Genomic DNA, 18,477 nt, shown 5'->3' with positions numbered 1-18,477 from the left:
GGGATTGGAGGGGGGACAAGGAGGACAGGGAGGACAGGGGAGAAATTGTAACCACAAACAACTAACAACTAACCCCTTGCCTTACCTTATGCCAAATTAATCCAGCAACAATCAATCCTAAACCTACTTGCCAGATTGAGGATTCTACCCAAAATGCTAAGAACAGGCAAGATAAAAGACCCAGAAAAGCTATCCATCTGGGATATAGTCGTTCTTGGGAATTCAGTTTTAAAGCGCCCAAGTTAGTAATTGCGTAGTAAATCAGGACGCTAAAAGCACTAAAAGACCATGTTGTCTTAACATTACCAACTAGAACCAAAAGAGCGATCGCTACTCCCACTACTATTACAGACCAATAGGGAGTAGTTTGTTGTTGGTTCAAACGTGATAAAAATCTGGGGGCGTCGTGGCGACGTCCCATCGCTAGCAATACACGGGATAACCCCAGAATCAAGTTCAGCAGTACACCCAACATCGCTGTCATTGCTCCAATGGCTAGCACCAACGCACCGCCGACACCAGTTACATCCCGGGCTACCACCTCCAATGGCGCAGCCTTTGTCTGCTGGATAGCACCAGCTAAAACATCTACCCCCACAGCCCCAATCGTAACTGTCGCCACTGCTATGTAAAGCAGCATTGTCACCGCAAGACAAACTATCATCGCTTTAGGAATAGTCTGTCTTGGCGATCGCGCTTCTTCTCCCAGGGTAGCAATGCGACCATAGCCAGTATAGGCAACAAACATCAGGGCGCTAGCATGGAGAACATCAGCTAGCGAACCTGTAAAAAAAGGTGTAAAGTTCTCACTCCCTCGTTGAATCGTACTGGGAAGACAAACCAGAATCAAAAACCCTAAAGATAAAATAGTAACAGATACAATCGCGATATTGGCAAAATTTGAACGGCGAATACCATTTAAGACAATCAGTGTCATCACCACCACAGCCAAAAAAGCTGTCGGAACTACCCAGTCAGAATTTATACCCAAAATATTTAATAAGTAAGCAGCAAAACCTAAAGCAGCAGTAGCAGCAGAGGCTGTCTTTGCCACCAAAAACATCCAGCCAGCCGTAAAACCGAAGCTAGGAGTCAGATATTTATAACCATATTCATAACTACCACCACTCAGGGGGTGATTTGCTGCTAGTTGGGCGCTGCTGAGTCCATTAAAAATGGCGACAATCGCCCCAATTGCCACAGCTAAAATCACCGCAGGGCCAGCTATTCCAGCCGCAATTCCAATACTAACAAATACACCAGTACCAATAATGGAACCTAGTCCCATGACAGTAGCGCCAAACACCCCTAACTCTCGTTTCAATTGTGGCTGTGAATTGCCTACAGACATGCTTTTTCCTATCTCTTTGTCTAGATTAGGCCACTACAGGAACGTTAGCAGATATTTCTATTATTCGATATTTTCGTTTGCTCCTATCTTGCACCTACCCGACTGCCAGAGAATAAATCAGTCATTTTTATTTTGCAACTTTTGTCTCTACAAATCCGTAATAGAGAAAGTTTCGCTAGATGGTTAATGAGTTTTACTTGGCGGGGAGGACAACTACGTGGTTGTATTAAGTATGGATATCTACCAATATAAGCATTTTTCAAGCCTCCTTATTTTGCTAGGAACATAGGTAGGCATGAATAAATATCAACTAGCTTTAGGTAGATTTTTATCTATCTAAGATGTCAATAGAGGAGACTACTACTTTATGATGAAAGTAAGCGTAATTATACCGTGTTTGAATGCAGCAGAGACTATAGGTGTGCAACTGGAAGCACTTGCAAACCAACAATGGTCACAGCCGTGGGAAGTGATTATTGCTGATAATGGTTCCACTGACAATACAGCATCCATAGTAAAACAATATCAAACACGCATACCCAATCTCCGCATTGTCGATGCATCTGACCGCAAAGGAGCATCACATGCTCGTAATATTGGTGCAAAAGCTGCCCAAGGTGAGTCACTGTTATTTATTGATGCTGATGATGAGGTTGCACCTGGATGGTTAGCAGCCATGGGGGAAGCACTTGCAAAAAACGACTTTGTTACTGGTCATAATGATTACAACAAGCTAAGTTATACTTGGGTAGTAAAGTGTTACCAATTGGAAAATGGTACTGGGATCATGGAAAACACCTACTACCTGCCGTTTGCAGGTAGCGGCAATTTGGGTATCAAACGTGCCATTCATGAAAAACTTGGTGGTTTTGATGAAGCTTTATACCAAAGCGAAGATGTAGATTATTGCTGGAGAGCTTACTATTTAGGAACTAAACTTCACTACGTCCCGGATGCGATCGCTTATATCCGCTTACGTGGTAATTTAGCTAGTATATATCGTCGCAGTTGGGCTGTGGGTAAAGGTGTAATTTTAGTGTATAAAAAACACCGACCACTTGGTATGCCTCAAATGGTGTCATGGAAAACTTTTTTAAAAACCTCATTCACCTTGACCATACAAATTCTACTTTTGCAAATCCGGGACAAAGAAAGTTTAGCTAAATGGTTAATGAGTTTGGCTTGGCGGGGAGGGCAATTGTGGGGTTGTATTAAGTATCAATATTTACCAATCTAGATGTCCCTCGAATTTCAATATTATAAACAGAATTTTAATTGTCCCTAGCTGTGTTGCGAAAACTTTGAATAGACTTCAAATTCAATGAGTAGAGGTTTAGGTATACTAAATCTCTACTGTATCTTCCTGAAAACTAATCTTTTACTTAATCTGTATTATGTACCTACAAAAAATTTCTTTTCTACAAGGAAAGCTATCAAATATATTGCAATTTATTCAAGCAGAAATATTATTTGATTGGATTTTACCTCAAAAAAGTCAACCGTTAACAGTAACTCAAAAATCAACATTGGTGTTTTCTCCTCACCAAGATGATGAAACTTTAGGCTGTGGTGGCTTAATTGCTCTTAAACGTGAACTTGGAGTTCCGGTCAAAGTTGTTTTTATCACCGATGGACATAAATCATATTTAGACATTAAACCCGAGGATATAGTTCAAGTCCGCAAGCAAGAGGCCCAAGAAGCATTAAATATATTGGGTGTCCCATCATCAGACATATACTTTATCGACCAGCCAGATGGTGAATTACGGCAAATATCTGATGAGCAGCAACTGCATACTATTAATCAGTTAGTGCAAATATTGCAGTCCTTTCAGCCAGAGGAAATCTATGTTCCTCATCAAAAAGATAAACACCCAGACCATGAGGCTACTTATGATTTGGTGAAAGATGCACTCAACAAGTCTGGAATCAAAGTTCAACTTTTTCAATATACAGTTTGGTTATTTTGGGGAATGCCATTGCTGCTTTTTCGGCTAAATTTAGAAAAGCTAGGTCAGTCTTATGTGGTATCTATCAAATCTGTACTAGAAAAAAAACAACGAGCTTTCCAAGTTTATCGTTCTCAACATCACATCTTTGCTCGTAGCTTTATTGGGCGATTTTTTAAACCTACTGAAATATTTTTTAAAAGTTAATTTTACAAATCAAGAATAAATTCGATGACACCAACTTAAGTGGTTGGTGTCATTATTATACTAAGATTCGACTTTTACACCCCGCCAGAAAGCAACATAACCCTCAATCTGTTTTGCTTTCTCTTTAGTAGTGGGATAGTACCAAGCTGCATCTTTATTAACTTGTCCATCAACTTCAACGCTGTAGTAACTAGCAACACCTTTCCAAGGACAAGTGGTATGAGTGTCACTCTCTTTGAAGTACTCTTTATTAATCGAGTCAGGGGGAAAGTAATGGTTGCCTTCCACAACAACAGTATCATTACTTTCAGCTAGAACAGCACCATTCCAAATTGCTTTTGGCATAACTCAAGAACGCAAATAAACTTTACATATATAATTATGCTTTTTGTTGCCGGTGGCTGGGAAACTTGTTTCGTCGGGACTGCCTTCTGCCTGATTTTCAGATTAGAATAAATCAGTCATTTCTAGCAAAATTGGTATTGAAATCAGCTTTGTCTACTGAATTGGAACATCTCGACTCCCAAAAATATGGGTTAGCACTGCATACCACAACTCCTGAATTGGGTTTGGCAATCAGTAACTTTGCTGGAGATGCACGTTCTGGTATCTGGAATTTAGAGCGTGAACTATCCAGTCTCATGCATCAACACTTAATACAATTTATCCAACCCCAAGTTTGGGGAGACTTGGCTTTTATTGCTGTAGCTAGAGGTCCGGGTGGTTTTACTGGAACTCGTATCGGAGTAGTTGCTGCTAGGACTTTAGGACAACAGTTAAATATTCCTGTATTTGCTATCTCCACATTGGCGGCGGTAGCTTTCTCACAAGCAAGCACAAGTGTAATTGCTGTGCAAATGCCAGCACAAAGGGGTCAAATTTTTGCTGCTATCTACCAACCTGCACCTGATGGTTTGGGGTTAAAAGCCTTGGTACCAGATACTGTATTGACACCACAGGCATGGCAGAAAAAGTTAGAATCCTGGAATAGCGATGTTCAGCTGATTGAAGCAAAATCAGAATTAGCTGCAACAGTGACAAGTATTTTGCAGCTAGCGTATTTAGACTGGCAAATAGGAAAGCGTCTCCATTGGTCAGAAGCACTTCCTTTTTATGGTCAGCATCCTGTTGATGTGTAGCACTCCACCCGATTGATTTTGACCCCGGTTTATAATTGTCACGCGGTTACACAAACTGTCGGCTTCTTCTAAAAAATGGGTAGTTAAAAATATGGCGTTGCTGAATTTGGTCATGAATTATGTGTGCATACATTTTTGTAGAGACGTAGCAATGCTACGTCTCTACTACGTCTGGTCATACCCGTGAATTGTAAATTCATATCTTGATTCAGCAACGCCAAAAATATTGCTATCTTGTCTTTTCGCCAACAAAATAATAAAGTTTTAATAGTATTTCCATATACAGAAATTCTACTCTTAATATTATTGATCGCAGATTTTCGCGCGGGTGAGTACACGTTAAGTTATGCAAAAATATATTGCTTAAATCTTTGCAAAGTCTTACAAGCAAAGAGCTAGAGATTGAGTACCAAAATGCCTAGCCCCTAGCCCAAAAATACTAGAACCCCCAGTCTAAAAATACTAGCACCCCTACCCCCAGAAAAATTTTAAATTTCCATTAAATGGGGGATAAGCGTGCTTGAGTACAACCTTAATTAATTCAATAAATCCAATCGCCATCGGTTGCACTGTCCCCTAAGCAAGGGTCTGGTATAAGCAGAAAAATAGCGCACTGCTTTTACTCAGAGCATTACCGATGCAACAGACATTAAACCCTATTCAAAATTCAAATACTGCCAAAACACCAGATAGTACAAATGGCATTTTTGAACCTTTGTGGAGTGATTTTCGCATTATTTTTGAGCGCGATCCAGCTGCCCGCAATTGGTTAGAGGTGCTGTTTTGCTATCCCGGATTCCATGCACTCTGTTTGCATCGCCTCGCCCACTGGTTATACCGTCACAAGATAGCTTTTTTTCCTCGCTTGATTTCTCACTTAGGGCGATTTTTGACAGGAATTGAAATTCACCCAGGTGCAGAAATTGGTAAGGGAGTATTTATCGATCATGGCATGGGTGTTGTCATTGGTGAAACTGCTATTGTCGGAAACTACAGCTTGATTTATCAAGGTGTTACTCTCGGTGGAACTGGTAAAGAAACGGGTAAACGTCATCCTACCTTGGGTGAAAACGTTGTCGTGGGAGCAGGTGCAAAGGTTTTGGGCAATATTTCCATTGGTGCAGGGGCCCGGATTGGCGCAGGTTCAGTGGTGTTACGAGATGTTCCTAATGATTGCACTGTGGTGGGTATTCCTGGACGCAATATTTCCCATAAACAAAGTAAACACCTCTCTCCCCTAGAACACGGTAAACTCCCGGATGTAGAAGCAACCATCATTCGTTCTTTACTTGAACGCATAGAACAACTTGAACAACAAGTGCAAATTCTTAAAACTCAACAGTCAAAGGTCAAATAGTCAATGGTCAATTGTCATTTGTTGTTTGTTACAACCAACAATCAACTACCAACTACTAACCACTATCTACTAACTACTAACAATTAACTAAATAAACCAAATAAATGTTACCACCTTATACTTCTTCTACCTTAGGCAATCACTATTATATTGTGCAGATTCCTTTAAGCGATCGCTGGCAAGTTTATCGCCGCTTACAGGAGTTAATGATTCCCTGTTTGTGTCACCCTGATGGTTCTTTACGGGTGCAGGTAGATAATTGTCTCACAGTCATTCTTGTTCACAGTATCGTTAAGCAATTTTTAGTCTCTCGTCAAGAATTAATTGATTGGCTAGAACGATGCTGGCAGTTGTGATGATTTTACCAAGTATTTTAAACTTCACGTTTTTGTTAAAGTTTCTATGATAGCTAACTGTCAAAGTGATGTAAAATTTATTGATTTTTTGCAGAATGAGCTTGAACTTTCGAGTGGCGATATCGCTGTAGCTCTGCGAAAACGTGAATTAGAAAATGGACCATTACCAATGCTGCTTTGGCAATACGGTTTAGTTGATATAGAGCAGTTGGAGCGGATTTTTGATTGGTTGGAAGAGCAAGCTTAAGAGAATCAAATTAATTATTACAAATTCAAAAGAAGTAAATACTTCTTTTAGTTTTTAGATTTGAAATTTTCACTACTGAGGATAACGCCATGATTGCCACTTTAATTGCTGGATTTAGTTTATTGATTGTATCAGGAATAGCAAAGACTTATATCAGTTATATGCTATTCACTGAAATCCCTAATCATCCTGAAGAAAAGAATACTTAATTTATACCAATTCCTGGTTTGATGTCATACAGAATGCAAAATTATAGTTGGGTAAGAATGATGATAGAAGATGAAGGCTAAAGAATGAAAGACAAAGGATGAAAATTCAAAGCTAAAGGCTAAAGGATGAAGAATGAAAACAAGAATTTAGATTTTATAGTTCATCCTTCATCCTTCACACTTCATTAGAGGTATTTTGATAATGAATAAAGTTCTCATTAATGACACGACTCTGCGTGACGGCGAACAAGCGGCAGGTGTTGCCTTTAATTTACAAGAAAAAGTAGCGATCGCCAAATTTCTTGATGCTATCGGTGTTCACGAAATCGAAGTCGGAATTCCGGCGATGGGTGAATCAGAAATGCGAGCGATCGCAGCAATTTCTGAGTTGGGTTTGTCTGCTAAACTGCTAGGTTGGAATCGGGCTGTGATTTCAGACATTCAAGCCTCTATGGCTTGTGGTTTGACAAGAATGCACATCTCCATTCCCGTCTCTGGAATTCAAATCGCCGCTAAATTTCATGGTCAGTGGCGCATAACTTTGCAACAACTCAAAGATAGTATCAGCTTTGCTGTCGATCAAGGTCTTTGGGTTGCAGTTGGAGGAGAAGATTCTTCTCGTGCTGATGAAAACTTCCTCTTTGATGTTGCCCATTATGCCCAAGAATGGGGTGCATCAAGATTTCGTTTCTGCGATACAGTTGGAGTTCTTGACCCCTTCAGCACCTATACAAAAGTGAATCGGCTGGTTGCAGCTTTGCTGATCCCTGTGGAAATCCACACGCACAATGATTTCGGTTTAGCGACTGCAAATGCCCTTGCTGGTATCAAAGCTGGAGCTTCATCAGTAAATACCACAGTTAATGGATTAGGCGAAAGAGCCGGAAACGCAGCTTTAGAAGAAGTTGTAATGGCTCTCAAACGCATTCATGGTATCGATGTCGGTATTGAAACACCACGTTTATTAGAACTATCCCGCCTAGTAGCAGCAGCGTCTGGTTGCAGTGTCCCGCCTTGGAAAGCAATTGTTGGTGAAAATACCTTTGCTCATGAATCTGGTATTCATGCTCACGGCGTACTGCAAAATCCTACCACCTACGAACCATTTGCACCCGAAGAAGTCGGTTGGGAACGGCGTTTAGTAGTGGGTAAGCATTCTGGTAGACATTTACTATCTAATGTGCTACAGCAATACGGCATTATTCTCAATACAGAAGAAACCCAATCTGTATTAGATGCAGTCCGACAACAGTCTATTCAGAAAAAACGCAGTCTCACCACTCAAGAAGTTTTGCATTTAGTTTACGAACAGAGGGTTTCCCATGCAATCAGATGATGAAGTTGAACTATACGATCCGCCTGCTTTTGACATCGGTGATAAAGTCCGACTCCGTAAACAAATCAAAAATGATGGGACTTTTCCTGGTCAAGAAATCGGGACTATTCTCGGTAAAAAAGGAGATATTGGTTACGTTGTGAGTATAGGCTCATTTTTACAAAGATCCTATATTTATGCAGTACATTTTCTTCAGACTGGATTTATTGTTGGTTGCCGCAAAAAAGAACTGGAACTAGTAGAAAAATCCAAAGATTTAGAATAGGAAAGTAGAACTATGAAAGTCATGCTACGTAGAAATAACGCTGGTAATTTAGTTGTTTACGTTGCCAAAAAAGATCTCGAAGAAGAAGTAGTAAAAGAAACAGAAGGCTCTGAGGGTAAAATTTTTACTTTGGCGAATGGCTGGGAATTAGCCTTTCCTAACCTACCAGATCCATTGGTATTACCCCAAACTTTTGAGGCAAAACGTCTCGCTTAAAAAATTAGAGTTGTTTGTTGTTTGTTCCTTGTTGTTTGAAATCAGTAATTTTTATTTGTGAACAACCAACAATCATCTACCAACAATCAACAATCAACCACCAACAAATTGATAAAATGGGCGGCAAATACTTAACAATATCAGAATTTCATCTAGAAGGACAATTCCTTGGTTTTTTGGGTGATTCATCACGAGAATATAAATATTTGCGTTTAGCGATCGCATCTGGGGAAGTACAACTAAAACTTCCGAAACAATTGCGTGCATACCTAGGTGCAAACTTGCAACCCGGCGAACTTTTACAGGTATTTGGTCTGAGCAAGTTAAATACCCACACTGGTAAAATCAAATTTAAAGTTTATGGAGTGAAACCATTGGGGGTTTGTCCCAATCAAAAAAATCCTCAAAAAACTAAAGCCAAAATTTTAGTATGTCAAAAATCTGGTTGTCGCAAACGGGGTGGTAAAGGTTTATTGTCCAAATTAGAAAAGATTTTATGTGAGCGTGGATTGCAAGATAAAGTAACTATTGAACAAACAGGCTGTTTAAAATGTTGTAACAGCGCACCCAACTGTGTTTTGCAGCTTGGTCAAAAAGAATTTAAAAAAGTGCATCCAGAAGCGATCGCTTCTTTGTTAGAAAATCATTTAATATCAAGTCTGGATTAATTGTCCTATTCCCAAATAACCAGTAGGGTGGTTTACGACTTTAGCCGTAACCCACCACAAGTTTTAAGTTTCAAACTAAAAATTTCTCATTTCAAGCTAGAACTCCAAGGTCAATTGCTCACAACAAGGGGATGAAATTTTGAACGAACACAGATGTACACCGATAAACACCGATGGATTATGGGTCTACTCCAACACTTGCGAAAGTTGACGCTCTCTTAAGCCACCTTCGTAAACTGAAAGACGAGGTTTGAGGGCAGAGTCTTGTCTGAGCAAATGCACCGCCAGGACATTTGCCAGTGATTCAAGCGATCGCAACTTTTCCCTATCCTCTATCGATAGATTTCGGTAGTCACTCGACCATCTTCCTCTACTTGATGAGGTGGACGACGACGTTTGAGAAAGCGATCGCGTAAACTCCCAATCACTATATATAAGATTGGCACTATAAACAAACTCAGGAACGTAGCAACTAGCATCCCACCAAACACCGCAGTACCGAGAGATTGACGGCTACCAGCACCCGCACCTGTGGCAATTGCTAAGGGGAAAATCCCCAACAGTGTGGAGAGTGCTGTCATCAAAATTGGTCGCAAACGTTCCTGTGCAGCTTGGACTGCGGCTTTGGTAATTGGCATACCTTGCTCATGCAGTTGGTTAGCAAACTCCACAATCAAAATGGCGTTCTTACTTGCCAAACCAATCAACATCACCAAACCAACTTGGCAAAAGATGTCATTATCTAGACCCCGCAGTGATTGTGCTGACAGCGCCCCAAAAATTGCCAGGGGAACCGATAGCAGAATAATCAACGGGTCAACATAGTTTTCGTATTGAGCAGCTAATACCAAGAAAACAAAGACGAGTCCCAAACCAAAAATTATCGGTGCTTGACCACCGGATGTTTTTTCTTCCAGGGCTATCCCCGACCATTCGTAACCAAAACTCGTTGGTAAAACTTGTTGGGCGACATTCTCCATTGCTTGGATTGCTTGACCGGAACTTTTACCAGGAGCTGCGGAACCGTTGATTTCAATTGAGCGGAATAAGTTGTAATGATTGATTGTTTGCGCTCCAGTAGTAGGAGTGAGTTTGACCAGATCACTCAAGGGAATCATTTGATCGGTGGCAGAGCGGACGTATAATTTCCCGATATCCTCCGGATTGGAGCGAAACTGAGCATCTGCTTGCACGTATACTCGGTAAGTCCGTCGTTCAAAATTAAAGTCGTTGACGTAGCGCGAACCCAGGTAATTCTGGAGAGTATTAAATACTTGATCAACATCTACTTGTAGGGCTTTAGCACGATTACGATCTACTTCAATTAAGATTTGTGGTGTATTCGCAGCAAAAGTAGTATACACAGGCTTTTGCAAGTCTGGTTCCTGGTTTGCCCGCTCTAGTAACTGACCCATGACTTCCAGCATGGTTGCTAAGTCACTGTTACCTGCTCTGTCTTGTAGCTGAAATTGGAAACCGCTAAAACTACCTAAACCCCGAATGGTGGGGGGATTGACAGGTAACACTCTGGCTTCAGTAATTGCTGAGAGTTTACCCATTAAACTACCAATGATTTGCTGCGCTGATTGACTGCGTTCATGCCAAGGTTTGAGGGTCGTAAAAATTACACCATTATTCGCAGTGCTACCACTAAAACTAAATCCACCAACAGCAAAGGTACCAACAACTTCCGGCAATTTCAGAATTTCTTCTTCTGCTTGTCGCATCACTTTGCTGGTGTAGTTTAGGGAAACTCCTTCTGGCCCTTGCACAATTGTAATAAAGTAACCTTGGTCTTCATCAGGAAGAAATGATGTTGGTACAGAGGTATACAACCAAGCTGTCAATCCCAAGGAGAGGATAAAAATTCCGATGACAATTGCTTTGATCCTAACTAGGCGGTTAAGTGACCACTGGTACCCTCTTCGCATTGAGTTTTGCAAGGAGTTAAACTTACCAAACACCCAGCCCAAAATACCGCGCTGTCTGGGTCTGCGGCGCAGTAGCAAGGCAGATAGAGAAGGTGTGAGGGTAATGGCGAGAAAAGTAGAGATGGCGATCGAAAAGGCGATAGTTAAAGCAAATTGTTTATATATCTGTCCAGTCGCTCCTGGGAAAAAGGCGACGGGGACAAATACAGCCATCAGCACCAATGAGGTAGCAATAACTGCCCCAAACAGTTCCTGCATAGCCGCAGAAGCTGCTTGACGTGGTGTCATACCTTCTTGCTGAATCAAACGCGAAATATCTTCGACGACAACGATCGCATCATCAACGACCATCCCTGTTGCTAGGGTCAGACCGAACAAGGTTAAGGTGTTGATGGAAAAATTGAAGGCTTTAACAAAGGCAAATGTACCAATTAATGCAAGGGGAATGGTGATAATGGGAATTAAGGTGGTGCGCCAATCCTGCAAGAAAACAAAGATTACTAGGATGACAAGAGCGATCGCCATTAACAAAGTCAACAGCACTTCTGAGAGTGAAGCTTCCACAAAACTAGTTGTATCAAAGGCAACTTGATACTCCATGCCTGGTGGAAATTTTTTGGCTAGTACTGCCATTTCAGCTTTGACTGCTTTGGCAACATCTAGCACGTTACTTCCTGGAGTGGTAAATATACCAATTCCCACGCCTTCTTGACCTCTAAATCTCAGAAAAGTACTGTAATTTTCTGCTCCTAGTTCTGCTCGTCCTACATCCTTCAGCTTAATCAGCGACCCATCTTGACTCGTTTTGACTACTATATCCTCAAATTCAGATACATCCGTGAGTCTGCTGATGGCACGCAGGTCTATTTGATACATCTGATCCTGGGGTGATGGTTGCTGACCAATTTGTCCAGCACCAACTTGCAAGTTTTGTTCATTCAGGGCATCAATCACATCTTGAGCAGTGAGTTTGCGGCTTGCAAGTCGATTTGGGTCAAGCCATAAACGCATGGCATAGCGGCGTTCACCAAAAATTCTTGCCTCACTCACACCCTTGATTCTTTTTAGGGCATCTGATATGTAGAGGTCGGCATAGTTGCTTAAAAATACAGTGTCGTACTCTCCTTTCTGACTGTATAAACCGATCGCTAACACAATGTTATTAGATTGCTTACTAACGGTAACTCCCGTTTGCGTAACTGGTTCGGGCAGTTGTGGTTCAGCTAACGATACACGATTTTGCACATCAACGGCAGCAATGTCGGAATCCCGTGATGGGTCAAATGTGACTGTAATCGTACTAGTACCATTGTTACTGCTACTAGAAGTCATGTACCTCATGCCTTCAACACCGTTAATCTGCCGTTCTAAGATTGTCGTAACGGTGTTTTCTACTACTTCCGCACTAGCACCAACATAGTTAGCAGTAACTTGGATTTGAGTCGGACTAATTTCTGGATACTGCTCTGTAGGTAGAGTAGGAATGCTAATAGCCCCTACTATCAGAATGATGATAGCGCAGACACTGGTAAAAACAGGTCGCCTGATAAAAAAGTCAACAAACATAGGATCGGAGATTGGGGATTGGGGAACTCGGGGCCCCGGTCGGGGATTAGGGACAACGGGGATCGGGGAGTAAGGGGAGTGTCAGGAGTGGGGGGAGTAGCGAAATAACCCTACTCTACGAGAAGCCTATCTATGAGCGCGTCTACGGGTTCGCCAGTCCCCCTACCCTTACCTGAAGCCGCTACCTGCACCAAGCCGCTTCGCGTCTACGCGTCTACGTGACGGGAACCGCCTTTTTGGGGGGCTGGACTCACCACTAACTACTAACCACTAACCACGAACAACCAACAAACAACCACCAACAATTAACCACTAACCAATTCTTATTGAGATTCTGGTGTTATGGGAACTCCGTCTCTAAGATTGAGTAGTCCTGAAACAATAATTCTTTCTCCTGGTTGTAATCCTTCCAATACTTGATAGTTATTACCGCTGATATTGCCTAATTCAACACGCTTTTGTTTAGCTACTACTTGGGTCTTTCCTTCGGGTGATGTTTGTGTTTGTTCTACAAAGACAAAGTTTTGTCCCGCTATACGAGCCACTGCTGTGGTGGGAATAACTACTCCTGAACGTTGGTTAAATATGACTCTAGCTCGAACATATTCATCGGCTCTAAGTAGATTTTTTTCATTGTCATATAGTGCTTTTATCTGGATCATCCGATTTTCATTATCCGCTTTAGGAGAAATAAAAAATACGCGACTAGTACCAATAGTCTGACCTTGTGCATCTAAAAGTTCTACTAGAGTTCCATTACGCAATTGAGATGCACGTTCAATTGGTACAGATATGTTTATTTCTAATGGTTGATTTTGAGTAATAGTAGCTAGTTGTGTGGAAGTATTCACAAAATCACCTACTTTTACGGGGATATTACCGACTGTACCAGCGAAGGGGGCTGTGACTCTGTAGTACTGGAGTTGGACTTTTTGTTGTATAGTATTAGCTAACGCTTGCTGTAAAGATTTTTCGGCTTCAGCTACTGCGGCTTTTTGCGCTTTTATTTTCGATTCGTTGGCTTTGAAGGCGGCTTTGGCGACTGCAAGTTGATTTGCATACTGTTCTTTGGTGAGTTGAGATACTGCTCCTTCACTCGCAAGAGTGGCGTAGCGATTGTACTCCCGTTGCCTCAATTGAACATCCGCAAGAAAAGATTGCCTGTCTGCTTCTAAGGAGCTCAGGGTAGCTTTAGCGTTTTCTACTTGCGATCGCGCCGCCTGTGCAGCAGCATTGACACTGCTAACTGCTGCTTGTTGCTCTCTAGCGTCTACTTGAATCATCGGGTCTCCATTTTTAACTGGATCTCCAGCTCTGACAAATATTTGAGTAACTTGACCTTGAATTCTTGGTTGCAAAGCCACTGAGCGGCGCGATTCGATAGTGGCAATATATTCTGCACTATCTTCTATTGTGCCTGATTTGACGGTAGATACCTTAACTGGTACTGCTGGAGGCTGAGCATTAATATTTGCAGGCGTTTGATTTTGTGAAGTAAACACACGCCAAACAGCAATTCCTCCTCCTGTCAATGCTAGCAGGGTCAACAATAACCAAAGCCACCGCCGTTGTCTGCGAGGTGGCTGGTTTTCTGTCTGTGGAGGATAATTTTCAATCTCGGTATGAGGCTGCGGAGGTGTCATGATTAGCAGAGATTATAAACAAATCAACTATGTGTAAAACAGAAATGAAGTTACTGATTTTTTTCGATGAATTATGCAACGATCCATCAATATATACTCTTTTATACTTTTAATTTAATCTACCTAAAGGTAAATAATCATACTTAACTTTAAAAATAAAATATCTACTTGTCTTTCCTATTCTTGCGAAAAGTGTTCTAATCTTGCTATTGTTTCAATGGATTATACTTAGCAATTAAAACTAAAAGCCTTGCCAAGGATACGGTGGAATCAGAGGCTTTGGAAGAATCAGAAGATTTAGAGGAATAATATCATGTCCGACTAATTGCTTATGATATGAAGCTTGGACGTTGAACATTTGGCATGGTGAAAAAATAACTAATGATCACCAATTACCCATTACCGACCTCGACGGATAATATAAGTCCTCAAGCGGACATGATATTATGCATACAAAGCAGTTTTTGTCAATGCGATCGCAAAATTGATATTACTCTGTCTCCTAGGGTAAGTCCGTTTTAACGGACTCTAATGTTGTTACAGTCAGATAAATCTGACTTAGGCTATTAGCCAATAAATTTATTTATTGGCGGGATGAAAAGTTGATGCAATATCTAATTATCACTTACCAACAAATGTAAAGGTATTCACGACTTGATCAAATGCCTTTTTGTAGATAGCGTCATTATTGCCGTAGTTAGTTTTAGCAAATGTAATGACGATCATATTAGAACTTCTTGGAATGGAAAAAATAATGTTTTCATTTTCGTATAAACCGCTAGATTGGAAAGCGATCGCATTTTTACCTGCAATTTTTGTATTTTTAAAATCGCGAGTTATGCCAAACTGATTGCTTTGTTGTACCCATTTCTGTAATGGTAATTTTTGAGGATTTTTATATACTCTCACGCTGACATTAGCTGGGTATTCTGTTACGCCTTCGTATGCACCAGAGCGAATTTTCTTGGCGTGCTGCTGAGTCCAAATATCGATTGTAGTTAGGAGATTATCCTTACTGGAGGGTTTATTTGTTTTATCGTCCACCACAAAATATTTGGGAGAATAGCTAAATTGAAAACCATAGCGATCGCTCCTGTAAATAGCTTGCTTTTGGGAAACCAGATTTGCAGCAGGAATAAAATTTTCTGAGGAGGTGACTTTTGGTAGAGATTGAGGTTGACAGGCGATCGTTGTTGTTACTATCAAACCCAACGCCGCTGGATTTAAAACCCATTTTTTCAGGCGCTGATACTGAGCTATCATTTTGAACCTTTCAACTTAAATTGATAAATATATTGCTTAAATAGATTCAAGCTTTTTAATGCCAGTTCCGTAAATTTAATTTTGTTTATGCTTGGTTGTCCGTGGTAAATACTTCTATAACTGCCTCAGAATTCATTCTGAGGCTAATAGCTCAAGCAGACTGATATCAAATCGGTATCATCTGAATGATAAAAAACCCGCCTTCTGACTTTCGTCGTTACTGATTATTCATATCTTTGCTCAACAATACCAACTAGGGACTGCAAATCAAATTTTTCGTCCTCACCACTCAAACAAATTCCCGCACTCATCACAGTTAAATCTGTTTTGGATATGGCGCTAGTGTGACGTTCGCCGTCAGCAGTCGTCCACTCGACGACCCAATGATCTTGGCGATCAACAAACTCGTGTAGTTCTCCTCCACCCATTTGCAAAGCTTGCTGTAAAAGCTTCTCATCCTGTCTTTGTTGCTGTAAAGCAGTAAATTCTTTGGCTTGTTGAGCAACAATCTCGTATACTGTCCGCATTTCTGGGGTGAGCCTCCGAAAGTGGAGTTTTTCTGGTGGTGTGACTTGTTTGAGTTGTTCTCGCAGTTTTTCAGTAATTAACGGATCAGCACGGCGATCGCATTCATCAAACCACCAAGCAGCGCCATCGGTGCGGGCAATGATTGTCTCGAATTTAGCTCCCTCTGTAACTAAATTTACAGCTATTGGCTGGCAATATCCGCAGCGTTGGCGCATGTTTGCTTCATTGACTGGGTATGCTAACCAAGTTTGCGATCGCAACGGGTAGGCAAGTCGCAAACGCAGTGGTTTGAGAAGTTGTAGATATTCGGCAATTTGGGGAAAACTAGGTTCTTCGACTACCGTCGCGATCTTCTCATCTGCTGGCTGAAAAATGCCCCAACCTTCAAAATTGCGGGGTTTGGGAGTAAATGTATAAATTATTCCTGCTACTTTAGTTCGTACCTTACCACCACGTACACACGGGGCAATAAACTGGGTGGCAGATAAGTTGTTTTCTTGCGCTGCGAGTTGGTTAATTAGCTTGCGGATGTCGGTCATCTTTGAGGAGAAGAAAGACGGGGACAAGGGGAAGTGTGGGAAGTGTGGGGATGTGCAGAACCATTGACCTATAACAATTCAAATCTAGCTTGGAAGAAACGTAGATATTTTGGCTCATAAACCATTTAAAGCTTACAAATGCAGAAAGTCTCAACATCAAATCGCTTGTCCTTGGGCATAAACTACCAGACACCCAGCAGCTTTGACATCAGCAACCTGAGCAACGCATACATAATGTTCAATATTTGTAGTTGCTTCCAAAGCTTGAGTCATGTTGCACCCCCTCCCAGGAAGATGGCAAGTTCTTTCTTTTACTGTAGCTATTCTCTTGCCTAAAGGTGGGAGTAGTTTTTGATTTTGGGGCGATCAACTAGTAGAGCTACCGAAAAGGATTGCATGGTAGCCTACTTTCGGCTGTTATTCTGTTTGCTCGTTTATGCTTTGCTGTATTTATCGATTACCTTGGCTAAATCTGGTACTGCATCCTCCACGTGTTGCTTAGCTGAACCGCGAAGCTTTTCATAAGTTCCTCGGACGATTTGACGTTTGACGTTTTGAACTTTAGCATCAGTGACACTCAGTAGTGCATCTGCTGTACGAGAGCGGCTTGCAACCAGATGTTCTACTGGATCACCTTTGTCTATGCCTTCGCTCCAAATGGGATCAAGTGCTTCAAAGCACTCTGGCAAAAGCATTTCGACGACATAGGGAATGTACCCTGGCTTGACTCCTTTCAGGGCGGCGAAGGCTGTTTTCAAGGCCATACCACCTATACCTGACTTGGAAGCAAGCTGCGCTTCTATGACGTTGCAGCAATCATCCACAACCATAGCCTTTTTGTCCGGGTTCGACAGTCCATCGCTAAGTTTCATCTTACTCCTCACTTAATGTTAAACTACTTGATTTTATTCCACTCATTTCCTTAGCGAGCAGGAAAGTATAAAAAATGATATCTGAAATACAGGATTTTCATATATTTTAGTTATGTATGCCTGGGCAAACAAACTTTGACTGAAAATCTTGAATTGGGTCTGGGGGTGTACCGGGCGATCGCATGATTACTTAATTGGGAATTGGTAAAAACTTGTTCTCATTTTTCCAATTACCAATTACCAGAGGACAACCCCGCTATTAAATATTGGGCCAATCCCCCATCATTTTATTCGGAGGTGTCCCCTCAATTATTAACAGAAATTATCTATTCTGATATCCCGCCAAATATCAGAAGCTTGCCATCCTGAATTACCAACAGATCGGACTACAGGATAATCACATACTGGAATATAACTAGGATCTTGATATCCTAGATGCAGCACTTCCTTGGTTTCAAGAGTTTCTTGGGCAATATCAAGAGGATCACTAGAAAAATCTTGTTGTTCTGGTTCTTCTGTGTTCTCTACTTCTTTGAGAATAGGCTTTTTAATTACTTTGATTAGTTGTATATCCATTTGGTTTTTTGAGGTTTATTTAGGTTGGCAAAAGAACTAGACTCTGAACATTAACTTCAAAGCAGACTAATAAGGGCTTTCTGTGAATCTTCAGCAGAAACAGCAAAAAGCTTTACATCATAGTCTGGTGTTGAACAGTTTCCATCAGTCAAACTAGGATACAATAAATTCCTCAAGAATACGAATTTTTCTTGAGAAGTTTATGAGTTTAATAATTACCACCGTTTTCATATGAATCGGTACAGTAAACAATCCAGCT

Annotated in this window: 20 protein-coding genes and 1 pseudogene; 10 read left to right on the top strand and 11 right to left on the bottom strand. The window is 41.2% G+C overall.

Annotated features, from left to right (window positions below; translation table 11 throughout):
* Positions 1–61: 61 nt before the first annotated feature.
* Positions 62–1,351, bottom strand: a complete 1,290-nt coding sequence (locus UYK_RS0122085; protein ID WP_016872175.1) for an APC family permease — start codon at positions 1,349–1,351, stop codon at positions 62–64.
* Between the two features lie 370 nt (positions 1,352–1,721).
* Here UYK_RS0122085 and UYK_RS0122080 point away from each other — a divergent pair, with 370 nt between their 5' ends.
* Both UYK_RS0122080 and UYK_RS0122075 read left to right on the top strand, forming a co-directional pair.
* Positions 1,722–2,588 (top strand): glycosyltransferase family 2 protein, encoded by an 867-nt coding sequence (locus UYK_RS0122080; RefSeq protein WP_026086557.1) that lies wholly within the window; start codon positions 1,722–1,724, stop codon positions 2,586–2,588.
* 157 nt (positions 2,589–2,745) lie between these two features.
* A complete protein-coding gene (locus UYK_RS0122075) occupies positions 2,746–3,507 on the top strand; it encodes a PIG-L deacetylase family protein (protein WP_009456961.1) in 762 nt (253 codons plus the stop codon).
* Positions 3,508–3,567: 60 nt separating this feature from the next.
* Here the strand turns inward: UYK_RS0122075 and UYK_RS0122070 are convergent, their stop codons facing one another.
* Positions 3,568–3,852: a DUF427 domain-containing protein gene (locus UYK_RS0122070; RefSeq protein WP_009456962.1), complete on the bottom strand. Its 285-nt coding sequence runs from the start codon at positions 3,850–3,852 to the stop codon at positions 3,568–3,570.
* A gap of 149 nt (positions 3,853–4,001) precedes the next feature.
* On the opposite strand from UYK_RS0122070, the gene tsaB reads away from it, so the two are divergent.
* Entirely contained in the window at positions 4,002–4,646 is a 645-nt protein-coding gene (gene tsaB, locus UYK_RS0122065; RefSeq protein ID WP_026086556.1) for a tRNA (adenosine(37)-N6)-threonylcarbamoyltransferase complex dimerization subunit type 1 TsaB, read from the top strand.
* Between the two features lie 18 nt (positions 4,647–4,664).
* On the opposite strand, the pseudogene UYK_RS27840 reads toward tsaB, so the two are convergent.
* Positions 4,665–4,751: pseudogene (locus UYK_RS27840) on the bottom strand (ABC transporter ATP-binding protein); the annotation flags it as partial.
* Between the two features lie 532 nt (positions 4,752–5,283).
* Here UYK_RS27840 and cysE point away from each other — a divergent pair.
* The 7 genes from cysE (at position 5,284) to UYK_RS0122025 (ending at position 9,300) form a co-directional block, all read left to right on the top strand.
* Complete coding sequence (cysE, locus tag UYK_RS0122060) at positions 5,284–6,003, top strand: serine O-acetyltransferase (RefSeq protein WP_009456964.1); 720 nt, start codon at positions 5,284–5,286, stop codon at positions 6,001–6,003.
* A 104-nt stretch (positions 6,004–6,107) separates the two neighbouring features.
* Complete coding sequence (locus UYK_RS0122055) at positions 6,108–6,359, top strand: Asr1405/Asl0597 family protein (RefSeq protein ID WP_009456965.1); 252 nt, start codon at positions 6,108–6,110, stop codon at positions 6,357–6,359.
* Positions 6,360–6,405: 46 nt separating this feature from the next.
* Positions 6,406–6,606: a DUF2949 domain-containing protein gene (locus UYK_RS0122050; RefSeq protein ID WP_009456966.1), complete on the top strand. Its 201-nt coding sequence runs from the start codon at positions 6,406–6,408 to the stop codon at positions 6,604–6,606.
* A 411-nt stretch (positions 6,607–7,017) separates the two neighbouring features.
* Positions 7,018–8,151 (top strand): homocitrate synthase, encoded by a 1,134-nt coding sequence (nifV, locus tag UYK_RS0122040; protein ID WP_009456968.1) that lies wholly within the window; start codon positions 7,018–7,020, stop codon positions 8,149–8,151.
* Positions 8,138–8,416 (top strand): nitrogen fixation protein NifZ, encoded by a 279-nt coding sequence (locus UYK_RS0122035; protein ID WP_009456969.1) that lies wholly within the window; start codon positions 8,138–8,140, stop codon positions 8,414–8,416. Before nifV ends, UYK_RS0122035 begins: the two co-directional genes overlap by 14 nt.
* Positions 8,417–8,428: 12 nt before the next feature.
* A complete protein-coding gene (gene nifT / locus UYK_RS0122030) occupies positions 8,429–8,632 on the top strand; it encodes a putative nitrogen fixation protein NifT (RefSeq protein WP_009456970.1) in 204 nt (67 codons plus the stop codon).
* 116 nt (positions 8,633–8,748) lie between these two features.
* Positions 8,749–9,300: a (2Fe-2S) ferredoxin domain-containing protein gene (locus UYK_RS0122025; protein WP_026086555.1), complete on the top strand. Its 552-nt coding sequence runs from the start codon at positions 8,749–8,751 to the stop codon at positions 9,298–9,300.
* Positions 9,301–9,486: 186 nt separating this feature from the next.
* Here the strand turns inward: UYK_RS0122025 and UYK_RS27635 are convergent, their stop codons facing one another.
* The 8 genes from UYK_RS27635 to UYK_RS0121990 form a co-directional block, all read right to left on the bottom strand.
* Complete coding sequence (locus UYK_RS27635) at positions 9,487–9,618, bottom strand: hypothetical protein (RefSeq protein WP_257998913.1); 132 nt, start codon at positions 9,616–9,618, stop codon at positions 9,487–9,489.
* Between the two features lie 14 nt (positions 9,619–9,632).
* The gene (locus UYK_RS0122020; RefSeq protein ID WP_009456972.1) at positions 9,633–12,797 is read right to left on the bottom strand and encodes an efflux RND transporter permease subunit; all 3,165 of its coding nucleotides are present in this window, start codon (positions 12,795–12,797) and stop codon (positions 9,633–9,635) included.
* Positions 12,798–13,120: 323 nt separating this feature from the next.
* Positions 13,121–14,440 (bottom strand): efflux RND transporter periplasmic adaptor subunit, encoded by a 1,320-nt coding sequence (locus UYK_RS0122015; protein WP_009456973.1) that lies wholly within the window; start codon positions 14,438–14,440, stop codon positions 13,121–13,123.
* Positions 14,441–15,061: 621 nt separating this feature from the next.
* Positions 15,062–15,703 (bottom strand): hypothetical protein, encoded by a 642-nt coding sequence (locus UYK_RS0122010; protein WP_016872171.1) that lies wholly within the window; start codon positions 15,701–15,703, stop codon positions 15,062–15,064.
* 224 nt (positions 15,704–15,927) lie between these two features.
* Positions 15,928–16,770, bottom strand: coding sequence for a hypothetical protein (locus UYK_RS0122005; RefSeq protein ID WP_009456975.1), 843 nt, complete (start codon positions 16,768–16,770; stop codon positions 15,928–15,930).
* A 156-nt stretch (positions 16,771–16,926) separates the two neighbouring features.
* Positions 16,927–17,043: a hypothetical protein gene (locus UYK_RS0122000; RefSeq protein WP_009456976.1), complete on the bottom strand. Its 117-nt coding sequence runs from the start codon at positions 17,041–17,043 to the stop codon at positions 16,927–16,929.
* Positions 17,044–17,204: 161 nt separating this feature from the next.
* Positions 17,205–17,642, bottom strand: a complete 438-nt coding sequence (locus UYK_RS0121995; protein ID WP_009456977.1) for a DUF6918 family protein — start codon at positions 17,640–17,642, stop codon at positions 17,205–17,207.
* 312 nt (positions 17,643–17,954) lie between these two features.
* Positions 17,955–18,218, bottom strand: coding sequence for a hypothetical protein (locus UYK_RS0121990; protein ID WP_009456978.1), 264 nt, complete (start codon positions 18,216–18,218; stop codon positions 17,955–17,957).
* Between the last annotated feature and the right edge of the window lie 259 nt (positions 18,219–18,477).

The sequence above is a fragment of the Fischerella thermalis PCC 7521 genome, assembly GCF_000317225.1.
Taxonomy (GTDB): Bacteria; Cyanobacteriota; Cyanobacteriia; order Cyanobacteriales; family Nostocaceae; genus Fischerella; species Fischerella thermalis.
This window is presented reverse-complemented; position numbering and strand designations above follow the sequence as displayed.